This window comes from Bacillus sp. MD-5, assembly GCF_002201875.1.
Lineage (GTDB): Bacteria > Bacillota > Bacilli > Bacillales > Bacillaceae > Bacillus > Bacillus stercoris.
The window spans coordinates 3,018,932-3,031,933 of the sequence record NZ_CP021911.1 but is presented as its reverse complement, the minus strand read 5'-3'; the positions used below and the strand labels follow the sequence as shown (position 1 = coordinate 3,031,933).

Below are 13,002 nucleotides of genomic sequence, written 5' to 3'. Positions count from 1 at the left end.
CATATTGATAGTCTGCAGGTACCTTATTTGATATAGGTGCCTTTTTTATTCGGGAAAAAGTTGACTTTCTTTGGAAGAAAACCTATTATTTGAGTTGTCTAGTTGATAGTGAAAATCATTATCATACATTGCGTTTAGTTTAAGGAGAGGAATGTCGTACTGCATGAAAGAGCAAACAACAGACCGGACGAAAGGCGGAACACCAAACGCATATACGATTCCTGGTACGGAAGTGCGTATGATGTCTTCTCGCATTGAAAACCGTACCTATCATATTTTTATCTCGAAACCGAATACGCCGCCGCCACCCGCTGGCTATCCTGTGATTTATCTGCTGGATGCCAATTCTGTCTTTGGAACGATGACGGAAGCCGTTCGAATACAGGGGCGCCGACCTGAAAAAACAGGGGTAATTCCTGCAGTGATCGTCGGCATTGGCTATGAGACAGCGGAACCGTTTTCCTCAGCGCGTCACCGGGATTTTACAATGCCGACAGCCCAATCGAAGCTGCCGGAACGGCCCGACGGCAAAGAATGGCCGGAGCATGGCGGAGCTGAGAGCTTTATCAGGTTTATTGAGGAGGATCTGAAACCGGAGATAGAACGAGATTACCAGATTGATAAAAATAGACAAACAATCTTTGGCCACTCGCTTGGCGGGCTTTTCGTGCTGCAGGTGCTGTTAACAAAGCCGTATGCGTTTCAAACCTATATTGCGGGAAGTCCGTCCATTCATTGGAATAAACCGTTTATTCTCGAGAGAGCGGATCATTTCGCCTCCCTCACTAAGAAAAACAATCAGCCTATCAATATCCTGCTTGCCGCAGGGGAATTGGAGCAGCATCATAAAAGCCGGATGAACGACAATGCGAGGGAGCTTTACGAGCGGCTGGCCGTTTTATCTGAACAAGGCATACGGGCAGAATTTTGCGAGTTTTCAGGAGAAGGGCATATTTCGGTTCTTCCTGTTTTGGTCAGCCGGGCGCTGCGTTTTGCGCTTCATCCTGACGGACCACATCTTTCAATGGGCTGAGACATACTCAGCCTAGCTTCTAAAAAATAGTTGTCACTGAAATTATATTTGACTGTCACATGACATTTGGATATGATTATTTTTATAATTGATAATGATAATCATTATCAATAAATTGCGCTTTTCAAAGTGCGACAGTCTTTTTCTCTGGATGTCTGTTCGGCATCTAGAGTGAAGAAAGGAATTGATGATATGAATGCAACGGATATAAAGGGCAAAATTGCTTTTATAACAGGGGCAGCCCAAGGGATAGGTGAAGCGGTTGCGCGGACGCTTGCCGGTCAAGGCGCACATATTGCGGCAGTTGATTATAATCCAGAAAAGCTGGAAAAGGTTGTGAACAGCCTCAAAGCGGAAGGGCACCATGCGGAAGCTTTTCCTGCGGATGTGAGAGACAGCGCGGCGATTGACGAGATCACGGCGCGCATCGAACGCGAGATGGGGCCGATTAATATTTTGGTGAATGTAGCGGGTGTCCTTCGCCCGGGTCTCATCCATTCGCTTAGTGATGAGGAATGGGAAGCGACGTTCTCAGTGAATTCGACTGGCGTATTTAACGCCTCGCGTTCAGTCAGCAAATATATGATGGACCGGAGATCGGGTTCGATCGTAACGGTCGGATCAAATGCTGCGGGTGTGCCAAGAACATCTATGGCAGCATATGCCTCTTCAAAGGCTGCGGCTGTGATGTTTACGAAATGCCTTGGCCTTGAGCTTGCAGAATACAATATTCGCTGCAACATCGTCTCTCCCGGGTCAACGGAAACAGACATGCAGTGGTCATTATGGGCCGACGAGAATGGAGCGGAGCAAGTCATAAAAGGATCACTTGAGACATTTAAAACAGGGATCCCGCTCAAAAAATTAGCCCAGCCTTCGGATATTGCGGATGCGGTGCTCTTTTTGGTTTCTGGCCAGGCAGGGCATATTACGATGCATAATTTATGCGTAGATGGCGGCGCGACGTTAGGCGTGTAACTGAATTAAAGGAGGTTCATGAGAATGTTGGAACAAAACGTTATACCAGAAACAAAAGCAGAGCATTTGCTTCATGAGTATCAGCCGGGTGCTTTTTTCTTAGCTTCACCTCATCGCGTACTGTTAGCGAAAGGCATATGTGAAATCGTACCGGAGGCAGACGGGCAAAATCAAATGGAAACCCTTTCTATCCGTATTGCTGAGACGCTGCGTCAGGCAAAGCGATCGGGGCAAAGCCGTCCGCTTGTTGTCGGGGCCGTTCCATTTGATCAAGTAAAAGCAGCGCGGCTCGTTGTTCCTGAAGAAGTTCGCTGGTCAGGACCGCTTCAATTTGACTATGCGGAGAAGGAACAGCAATGTGAGCATACATACCACATAGAGCCTGTTCCGGCACCGGAGGATTATAAAAATGGTGTGGAACAAGGACTGGCGCGCATTGCCGATGGAACACTCAGCAAAATCGTTCTGTCCAGGTCGCTGCAGCTGACATCGCCTGAACCGATTCAGACGGATGAGCTGCTTCGCCATTTGGCTCAGCATAACACGCATGGCTACACATTTGCCGCGGACGTGTCCAGTCAGGCGGAAACATCTCCCCGCCGAACATTGCTCGGTGCAAGTCCGGAGCTTCTCGTTTCAAGGATGGGAACTCAGGTCGTTTCCAATCCATTAGCCGGTTCAAGGCCGCGCAGTGATGATCCTGTTGAAGACCAGCGCCGGGCAGTTGAATTGCTTGCTTCCGCAAAGGATCTTCATGAGCACGCAGTTGTGGCTGACGCAGTTGCGGCAGCGCTAAGGCCTTTCTGCCGGACGCTAGAGGTTCCGGAGAAGCCTTCACTGATCAAAACAGAAACGATGTGGCACCTGTCCAGCGTGATTAAGGGAGAGCTTTCCGATCCATCTGTAACCGCACTTGAATTGGCGGCGGCACTTCACCCGACGCCGGCGGTCTGCGGAACACCGACTGATCTTGCAAGAGAAGCGATTCTCAGCATTGAGCCGTTCGACCGCGGTTTCTTTACCGGCATGGTCGGCTGGTGTGACGATGCGGGTGACGGAGAATGGATCGTGACGATCCGTTGTGCAGAGGCAGAAGATCGCTCACTCCGCCTGTATGCGGGAGCTGGTGTTGTTGCCGGATCAAAGCCCGAGGACGAGCTTCAAGAAACATCCGCAAAGTTTCGGACAATGCTGCGGGCAATGGGCGTGGATCACATATGAACAGAATGGATTGCTGGAGGGATACAATATGCTGAAAGGATTTACTCCTTGGCCTGATGAGTTAGCTGAGACCTATCGAAAGAATGGCTGCTGGGCCGGCGAGACGTTTGGAGATTTGTTAAGAGACCGGGCAGCCAAATATGGCGATCGTATTGCGATTACATGCGGGAACACCCATTGGAGCTATCAAGAGCTTGACACAAGGGTTGATCGTCTGGCTGCCGGATTTCAGAAGCTTGGCATTCAACAGATGGATCGTGTCGTGGTGCAGCTGCCAAATATCAAAGAGTTTTTTGAAGTCATTTTCGCGCTCTTCCGCCTGGGGGCGCTCCCAGTCTTCGCATTGCCTTCACATCGAAGCAGTGAAATTACATACTTTTGCGAGTTTGCTGAAGCGGCTGCATATATCATTCCCGATTCTTATTCTGGTTTTGACTACCGTTCACTTGCCAGACAGGTTCAAAGCAAGCTGCCGACGTTGAAACACGTCATTGTCGCGGGTGAGGCAGAGGAATTTTTGCCGCTGAACGATTTGCATACAGAACCTGTAAAACTGCCTGAAGTCAAATCTTCAGATGTGGCGTTCCTCCAGCTTTCTGGCGGGAGCACCGGGCTATCGAAACTGATTCCGAGGACTCACGACGACTACATTTACAGTCTGAAGCGGAGTGTCGAGGTCTGCTGGCTCGACGACAGCACGGTGTACTTGGCTGCGCTGCCGATGGCGCACAATTATCCGCTGAGCTCACCGGGGGTTCTCGGCGTATTATACGCTGGAGGAAGAGTGGTTTTATCTCCTTCTCCAAGTCCAGATGACGCATTTCCTTTGATTGAAAGAGAGAAGGTCACGATAACCGCTCTTGTTCCGCCTCTTGCGATGGTATGGATGGATGCGGCATCCTCGCGCCGTGACGATTTATCCAGCCTTCAAGTGCTGCAGGTCGGCGGTGCCAAGTTCAATGCTGAAGCCGCGCGAAGGGTAAAAGCTGTTTTCGGCTGCACGCTGCAGCAGGTGTTCGGAATGGCAGAGGGGCTTGTCAATTATACGAGATTGGATGACCCTGAGGAGATCATTGTCAATACCCAAGGAAAACCGATGTCCCCATATGATGAAGTGCGTGTTTGGGATGATCAGGATCGCGATGTAAAACCTGGTGAAGCAGGCCACTTGCTAACGCGGGGACCGTATACAATTCGAGGTTACTATAAGGCGGAAGAGCATAATGCTGCTTCATTTACTGAGGACGGTTTTTACCGTACGGGTGATATCGTCAGGCTGACACCAGACGGCTATATTGTCGTTGAAGGCCGTGCGAAGGACCAAATTAACCGTGGAGGAGAAAAGGTTGCGGCTGAAGAGGTAGAAAATCATTTGCTGGCGCATCCGGCTGTCCATGATGCGGCAATGGTCTCCATGCCTGATCAATTTCTTGGCGAGAGATCCTGTGTGTTTATTATTCCCCGGGATGAAGCCCCGAAATCCGCAGAGCTCAAAGCCTTTTTGAGAGAGCGCGGACTGGCGGCATATAAAATTCCCGACCGTATAGAATTTGTCGAATCCTTCCCGCAGACAGGGGTAGGAAAGGTAAGCAAAAAGGCCCTTCGTGAAGCCATTGCTGAGAAGCTTCTTGCAGGGGCAAAAAAATAAAACAACAATTTGAGAGGAAGTGTTCCAATGGCTATACCTGCCATTCAGCCGTATCAAATGCCGACAGCGTCTGATATGCCGCAAAACAAAGTATCATGGGTGCCCGATCCAAATCGGGCTGTCTTGCTGATACACGATATGCAAAACTATTTTGTCGATGCTTTCACAGCAGGAGCGTCCCCGGTAACAGAGCTTTCAGCGAATATACGAAAGCTGAAGGATCAATGTGTTCAGCTTGGGATTCCTGTTGTCTATACCGCGCAGCCGGGAAGCCAAAATCCAGCTGACCGGGCGCTGCTGACAGATTTTTGGGGCCCGGGATTAAACAGCGGTCCTTATGAGGAGAAAATTATACCCGAGCTGGCACCGGAGAATGATGATCTTGTGCTGACAAAATGGAGATACAGCGCGTTTAAGAGAACGGACCTGCTCGACATTATGCGCAAAGAGGGACGCGATCAGCTGATCATTACCGGAATTTACGCCCATATTGGGTGTCTCGTTACAGCATGTGAAGCATTTATGGAGGATGTGAAAGCCTTTTTCGTGGGAGATGCAGTTGCTGATTTTTCATTAGAAAAACATCAAATGGCGCTGGACTATGCGGCTGGACGCTGTGCATTTACCGTGATGACTGATAGTCTTCTTGATCAGCTGCAGAATGCGCCGTCAGACGTTCAAAAAACGTCAGCAAACACCGGCAAAAAAGAAGTGTTTACATGTGAGAATATCCGTAAACAAATTGCTGAGCTTTTACAAGAAACACCGGAAGACATCACAGATCAAGAGGATTTGCTCGATCGTGGTCTAGATTCGGTAAGGATCATGACATTGGTGGAACAATGGCGCCGTGAAGGGGCAGAGGTGACTTTCGTGGAATTGGCTGAACGCCCAACGATCGAAGAATGGCAGAAATTGCTCACAACCCGCAGCCAGCAAGTGCTGCCAAACGCGGATTATTTATAAAAGGAGGGTAAACAAACGGATGCCTGATACAAAAGATCTTCAATATTCTTTGACCGGGGCGCAAACTGGCATATGGTTTGCTCAGCAGCTTGCTCCGGACAATCCAATCTACAATACGGCAGAATATATAGAAATCAATGGACCCATCAATATTGCTCTTTTTGAAGAAGCTTTGCGGCACGTGATCAAGGAAGCGGAATCGCTGCATGTCCACTTCGGTGAAAATATGGACGGGCCATGGCAGATGATAAACCCGTCTCCGGATGTACAGCTGCACGTCATTGACGTCAGCTCTGAGCCTGATCCGGAAAAAACAGCATTAAACTGGATGAAAGCGGATTTGGCAAAGCCGGTTGATTTAGGAGATGACCCTTTGTTCAATGAAGCTCTGTTTATTGCCGGGCCTGATCGTTTCTTTTGGTATCAGCGCATTCACCATATAGCGATCGATGGCTTCGGTTTTTCCCTGATAGCCCAGCGTGTGGCAAGTACATATACCAAGCTTATAAAAGGACAAACAGCTAAGGATCGTTCCTTTGGGTCTCTCCAAGCCATTTTGGAGGAGGATACAGATTATCGCGGATCAGAGCAGTATGAGAAGGATCGTCAATTCTGGCTGGACCGTTTTGCAGATGCACCTGAAGTTGTGAGCTTGGCTGATCGGGCGCCAAGAACATCTAACAATTTTCTTCGTCATACGGCATATCTGCCTCCGTCTGATGTAAACGCGTTAAAAGAAGCGGCGCGCTATTTCTCAGGAAGCTGGCATGAAGTTATGATTGCGGTGTCAGCTGTTTATGTGCACCGTATGACCGGCTCTGAGGATGTTGTGCTCGGCCTGCCCATGATGGGAAGGATAGGTTCCGCATCACTGAATGTACCGGCTATGGTGATGAACCTTCTCCCGCTTCGGCTGACTGTCAGCTCTTCGATGAGCTTTTCTGAACTGATTCAGCAAATTTCCCGGGAAATCCGCAGTATTCGGCGACATCATAAGTATCGCCATGAAGAGCTTCGGCGTGATCTGAAATTGATAGGAGAAAATCATAGATTATTTGGCCCTCAAATCAATCTCATGCCGTTTGATTATGGTCTCGACTTTGCCGGGGCCCGGGGCATAACGCATAATCTTTCAGCCGGTCCTGTTGATGATCTATCAATCAATGTATATGACAGAACAGATGGCAGCGGGCTGCGAATTGATGTTGATGCGAATCCCGAGGTATACAGCGAGTCTGATATTAAGCTTCATCAGCAGCGTATCCTGCAGCTGCTGCAAGCGGCTTCAGCCGGGGAGGACATGCTGATTGGGCAAATGGAGCTTCTGTTGCCAGAGGAGAAAGAACAAATCATTCATAAATGGAACCATACGGCAAAATCCGAGAAGCTGGTCAGACTCCAGGACATGTTCGAAAAACAGGTAGTTCTTACGCCTGATCGTATCGCTCTTATGTGTGATGACATTCAATTCAATTATCGAAAGCTCAATGAAGAGGCAAATCGCCTTGCGCATCTGTTGATTGAAAAAGGCCTTGGTCCGGAGCAATTTGTCGCTTTAGCGCTGCCGCGTTCTCCGGAGATGGTGGCTTCAATGCTTGCTGTGCTCAAGACTGGTGCGGCGTATCTCCCGCTTGATCCGGAGTTTCCTGCCGACCGTATTTCTTACATGCTGGAGGATGCGAAGCCTTCATGCATCATAACGACTGAGGAAATAGCAGCCAGTCTGCCTGATGACCTGGCTGTACCGGAGCTAGTGCTTGATCAGGCTGTTACCCAGGAGGTTTTAAAACGCTATTCGCCTGACAATCCGAATGTATCGGTTTCTCTTGACCATCCTGCGTATATTATCTATACATCAGGATCAACCGGAAGACCGAAGGGTGTCGTTGTGACACAGAAAAGCTTAAGCAATTTTCTGCTGTCCATGCAGGAGGCATTTTCTCTAGGAGAAGAAGACAGGCTGTTGGCTGTGACGACTGTCGCTTTTGATATTTCAGCATTGGAGTTATATCTTCCGCTGATTAGCGGTGCGCAAATCGTGATCGCAAAGAAAGAAACGATCCGAGAGCCACAGGCATTAGCTCAAATGATTGAAAATTTCGATATCAATATCATGCAGGCAACACCGACACTATGGCATGCTTTGGTGACGAGTGAACCTGAGAAACTTCGGGGGCTTAGAGTGCTTGTCGGAGGTGAGGCGCTGCCGAGCGGTCTTTTGCAGGCGCTTCAAGACCTTCATTGTTCAGTCACGAATTTATACGGTCCGACTGAAACAACGATTTGGTCTGCAGCAGCTTTTCTTGATGAAGGGCTGAAGGGCGTTCCGCCGATTGGCAAACCGATTTGGAATACGCAGGTGTATGTGCTTGATAACGGTCTGCAGCCGGTGCCGCCGGGGGTTGTCGGCGAGCTTTATATCGCAGGAACCGGCTTGGCCAGAGGTTATTTCCACCGCCCTGATTTAACGGCTGAGCGTTTTGTTGCAGATCCATACGGACCGCCGGGGACTCGGATGTATCGGACCGGAGACCAGGCTCGCTGGCGCGCTGATGGGTCTTTGGATTATATCGGGCGGGCGGATAATCAAATCAAAATTCGCGGATTCCGAATTGAACTCGGAGAAATTGATGCCGTGCTTGCCAAGCACCCGCACATTGAACAGGCCGCGGTTGTCGTACGGGAAGATCAGCCGGCAGACAAACGATTGGCGGCTTATGTAGTCGCTGATTCTGCTATCGATATTGCCGAGCTTCGCCGTTATATGGGGGCCAGTCTTCCTGATTATATGGTGCCGGCGGCGTTTATGGAGATGGATGAGCTGCCGTTAACACCTAATGGCAAGCTTGACCGGAAAGCACTGCCGGCACCAGATTTCAGCACATCTGTCAGTGGTCGGGCCCCGCGGACTCCTCAGGAAGAGATATTGTGTGACTTGTTTGCAGAGGTTCTCGGTTTGGCACGTGTCGGTATCGATGACAGTTTCTTCGAGCTTGGCGGTCATTCTCTTCTCGCAGCCCGACTGATGAGCCGCATTCGCGAGGTAATGGGAGCCGAACTTGGTATCGCCAAGCTCTTTGACGAACCGACAGTAGCCGGTCTCGCTGCCCATCTTCATCAGGCGCAGAGTGCACGTCCCGCTTTGCAAAGAGCTGAGCGATCTGAAAAAATCCCGCTATCTTTTGCCCAACGCCGGCTATGGTTCCTACATTGTCTGGAAGGACCGAGTCCTACTTATAATATTCCGGTTGCTGTCCGTTTGTCGGGTGAGCTTGATCAAGGAGTGCTGAAAGCGGCACTTTATGACCTCGTCTGCCGTCATGAAAGCTTGCGGACGATCTTCCCTGAAACACAGGGGACATCCTATCAGCATATTTTAGATGCCGACCAAGCCCGTCCTGAGTTACATGTTACTGAAATTGCTGAGAAGGAGCTTTCTGATCGGCTTGCCGAAGCTGTACGCTACAGCTTTGATCTTGCAGCTGAACCGGCCTTTCGTGCCGAGCTTTTTGTGATCGGTCCTGACGAGTACGTGCTCCTTCTTCTCGTGCATCATATTGTTGGGGACGGCTGGTCCTTAACGCCGCTGACCCGAGATCTTGGGACGGCTTATGCGGCTCGCTGCCACGGAAAAGCTCCCGAATGGGCGCCTCTTGCTGTGCAGTATGCGGACTATGCGCTTTGGCAGCAAGAACTGCTTGGAAACGAGAATGATCCAAATAGCTTGATTGCCGGACAGCTTGCTTTCTGGAAAGGTACCTTGAAGAATCTGCCTGACCAGCTTGAACTGCCAACCGATTATTCACGTCCGGCTGAGCCGAGCCATGATGGGGATACGATTCATTTTCGTATTGAGCCCGGCCTTCACAAGCGCTTGCAGGAGCTGGCTCGCGCAAATAGGGTGAGCCTATTTATGGTGCTTCAATCCGGTCTCGCCGCTTTATTGACAAGGCTCGGGGCGGGTACCGACATTCCGATCGGCAGTCCGATCGCGGGACGGAATGATGATGCGCTGGGCGATCTTGTAGGGCTGTTTATCAATACATTGGTGCTCAGAACCGATACGTCCGGTGACCCAAGCTTCCGTGAGCTTCTAGACAGAGTACGGGAAGTGAATCTGGCCGCCTATGACAATCAGGATCTGCCGTTTGAGAGACTTGTAGAGGTGCTCAATCCGGCTCGTTCGCGTGCGACGCATCCTTTATTCCAAATCATGCTTGCGTTCCAAAACACACCGGACGCTGAACTGCATCTTCCTGATATGGAGAGCAGCCTGCGAATCAACAGTGTCGGTTCTGCCAAGTTTGATTTGACGCTGGAAATCAGTGAAGATCGCCTTGCTGACGGGACACCAAACGGGATGGAAGGACTGCTTGAATACAGCACTGATCTTTTCAAGCGGGAAACGGCTCAGGCTCTTGCTGACCGATTGATGCGCCTGCTGGAGGCTGCAGAGTCTGATCCTGACGAGCAAATCGGAAATCTGGATATTCTTGCGCCAGAGGAACGCAGCAGCATGGTGACAGATTGGCAAGGTGTATCTGAAAAGATTCCGCACGCATGTTTACCTGAGCAGTTTGAGAAACAGGCTGCTTTACGTCCTGATGCCATTGCCGTTGTTTATGAAGATCAGGCACTGAGCTATGCAGAGCTGAATGAAAGAGCAAATCGGCTTGCCCGCATGCTGATTAGTGAAGGTGTCGGGCCGGAGCAATTTGTGGCATTGGCACTGCCCCGATCATTAGAAATGGCTGTCGGGCTACTGGCAGTACTGAAAGCCGGAGCAGCTTATCTGCCTCTTGATCCGGATTATCCGGCTGATCGAATTGCTTTTATGCTAAAAGATGCACAGCCCGCGTTTATCATGACGAATACTAAAGCTGCAGAGCACATTCCGCCAGCGGACAACGTGCCGAAAATCGTACTGGATGATCTCGAACTGGAAAAGAAACTAAACACATACCCAGCTGATAATCCGGATAATACGGATCGGATCCAGCCGCTTACGCCTTTGAATACGGCGTATGTCATTTATACATCCGGCTCTACAGGTGTTCCAAAAGGTGTGATGATTCCTCACCAAAACGTAACGCGTTTATTTGCAGCGACCGAGCACTGGTTCCATTTCAGCTCAGACGATATCTGGACCATGTTCCATTCCTACGCTTTTGACTTTTCAGTGTGGGAGATTTTGGGTCCTCTGCTGCATGGCGGGCGTCTCGTGATCGTTCCTCATCACGTCAGCAGATCGCCAGAAGCATTTCTGCGCCTGCTTGTCAAAGAGGGTGTGACCGTTCTGAATCAGACACCGTCCGCTTTCTATCAGTTTATGCAGGCGGAACGGGAACAGCCGGATCTCGGACAGGCGCTCAGCCTGCGCTATGTCATTTTTGGCGGAGAAGCGCTTGAACTCAGCCGTTTAGAGGATTGGTATAACCGCCACCCTGAAAATAGACCGCAGCTTATCAATATGTATGGTATTACAGAAACAACCGTGCATGTGAGCTATATCGAATTAGACCGAAGCATGGCAGCTTTACGGGCAAACAGCTTGATCGGCTGCGGCATTCCCGATCTTGGTGTATATGTGCTGGATGAGCGCCTGCAGCCGGTGCCGCCGGGGGTTGCCGGAGAGTTGTATGTATCAGGAGCGGGGTTAGCACGAGGCTATCTAGGCCGGCCTGGTTTAACATCTGAACGCTTCATAGCTGATCCATTCGGTCCTCCAGGCACTAGGATGTACCGCACTGGGGATGTGGCCCGCCTCCGCGCTGATGGTTCTCTTGACTATGTCGGCCGCGCCGATCATCAGGTGAAAATTCGGGGATTCCGGATTGAACTGGGAGAAATTGAAGCAGCGCTCATTCAGCATCCGCAGCTTGAAGATGCGGCAGTGATCGTTCGTGAGGATCAGCCGGGAGATAAACGGTTGGCAGCTTATGTCATCCCTTCGGAAGAAACATTTGATACGGCGGAACTGCGCAGATATGCTGCTGAGAGATTGCCGGATTACATGGTGCCTGCTGCCTTTGTGACGATGAAAGAATTGCCGCTGACACCGAATGGAAAGCTTGATCGTAAAGCGCTGCCAGCTCCGGATTTCGCAGGGTCAGTGACAGGACGCGGACCGAGAACGCCGCAGGAAGAAATTCTCTGTGACTTGTTTATGGAGGTGCTTCACTTGCCGCGTGTCGGCATTGATGATCGTTTCTTTGATTTAGGCGGACATTCCTTGCTTGCTGTACAGCTCATGAGCCGCATCCGCGAATCCCTCGGCGTTGAACTCAGCATCGGCAACCTATTCGAAGCGCCGACTGTTGCCGGGCTTGCTGAAAGACTTGAAATGGGATCAAGCCAAAGCGCTCTTGATGTTCTGCTGCCGCTCCGAACAAGCGGAGACAAGCTTCCTTTATTCTGTGTGCATCCGGCAGGGGGGCTCAGCTGGTGCTATGCCGGTTTGATGACGAATATAGGAATGGATTATCCGATCTATGGCTTGCAGGCACGGGGAATCGGGCAGCGCGAGGAGCTTCCGAAAACACTTGATGACATGGCGGCCGATTACATTGAACAAATACGAAGGGTCCAGCCGAAAGGACCGTACCATCTGCTGGGCTGGTCCCTGGGCGGGAACGTCGTTCAAGCGATGGCCACCCAGCTGCAAAATCAAGGAGAAGAAGTTGCCCTATTGGTGATGCTGGATGCCTATCCAAACCACTTCCTTCCTATAAAAGAGGCGCCGGATGATGCGGAAGCGCTTATTGCCCTTCTGGCGTTAGGCGGGTACGATCCAGACAGCTTAGGGGACAAACCGCTAGATTTTGAAGCAGCAATTGAGATTCTTCGCAGTGACGGCAGTGCGCTTGCGAGCTTGGATGAAACGGTCATTTTAAATCTGAAAAATACGTATGTCAATTCTGTCGGCATTTTAGGCTCCTATAAGCCGAAAACCTTCCGTGGAAATGTTTTATTTTTCAGATCAACAATCATTCCTGAATGGTTTGATCCGATTGAACCTGATTCGTGGAAGCCTTATATTAACGGACAGATTGAACAAATCGACATCAACTGCCGTCATAAAGATTTATGTCAGCCGGAACCGCTGGCTCAAATCGGCAAGGTTCTCGCTGTCAAACTGAAAGAGTTACATCAATAA

6 protein-coding genes are annotated in these 13,002 nt (G+C 50.2%); all 6 read left to right on the top strand.

From position 1 onward, the window contains the following. Positions 1 to 163: 163 nt before the first annotated feature. The 6 genes from besA (at position 164) to dhbF (ending at position 13,002) form a co-directional block, all read left to right on the top strand. Positions 164 to 1,033, top strand: a complete 870-nt coding sequence (besA, locus tag CDO84_RS15355; RefSeq protein WP_040081955.1) for a ferri-bacillibactin esterase BesA — start codon at positions 164 to 166, stop codon at positions 1,031 to 1,033. 192 nt (positions 1,034 to 1,225) lie between these two features. Further along, on the top strand, positions 1,226 to 2,011 hold the full coding sequence (locus CDO84_RS15350; protein WP_040081956.1) for a 2,3-dihydro-2,3-dihydroxybenzoate dehydrogenase: 786 nt from the start codon (positions 1,226 to 1,228) through the stop codon (positions 2,009 to 2,011). A gap of 24 nt (positions 2,012 to 2,035) precedes the next feature. Further along, positions 2,036 to 3,232: an isochorismate synthase DhbC gene (dhbC, locus tag CDO84_RS15345; protein ID WP_040081957.1), complete on the top strand. Its 1,197-nt coding sequence runs from the start codon at positions 2,036 to 2,038 to the stop codon at positions 3,230 to 3,232. Positions 3,233 to 3,260: 28 nt separating this feature from the next. Further along, complete coding sequence (locus CDO84_RS15340) at positions 3,261 to 4,880, top strand: (2,3-dihydroxybenzoyl)adenylate synthase (RefSeq protein WP_040081958.1); 1,620 nt, start codon at positions 3,261 to 3,263, stop codon at positions 4,878 to 4,880. Between the two features lie 27 nt (positions 4,881 to 4,907). After that, entirely contained in the window at positions 4,908 to 5,846 is a 939-nt protein-coding gene (locus tag CDO84_RS15335; protein WP_040081959.1) for an isochorismatase, read from the top strand. Positions 5,847 to 5,865: 19 nt separating this feature from the next. Further along, on the top strand, positions 5,866 to 13,002 hold the full coding sequence (gene dhbF / locus CDO84_RS15330) for a non-ribosomal peptide synthetase DhbF (RefSeq protein ID WP_040081960.1): 7,137 nt from the start codon (positions 5,866 to 5,868) through the stop codon (positions 13,000 to 13,002).

Coding starts and splice junctions, on each gene's coding strand:
- CDO84_RS15335 (WP_040081959.1), top strand. CDS start 4,908: ATGGCTATACCTGCCATTCAGCCGTATCAAATGCCGACAGCGTCTGAT.
- besA (WP_040081955.1), top strand. CDS start 164: ATGAAAGAGCAAACAACAGACCGGACGAAAGGCGGAACACCAAACGCA.
- dhbC (WP_040081957.1), top strand. CDS start 2,036: ATGTTGGAACAAAACGTTATACCAGAAACAAAAGCAGAGCATTTGCTT.
- CDO84_RS15340 (WP_040081958.1), top strand. CDS start 3,261: ATGCTGAAAGGATTTACTCCTTGGCCTGATGAGTTAGCTGAGACCTAT.
- dhbF (WP_040081960.1), top strand. CDS start 5,866: ATGCCTGATACAAAAGATCTTCAATATTCTTTGACCGGGGCGCAAACT.
- CDO84_RS15350 (WP_040081956.1), top strand. CDS start 1,226: ATGAATGCAACGGATATAAAGGGCAAAATTGCTTTTATAACAGGGGCA.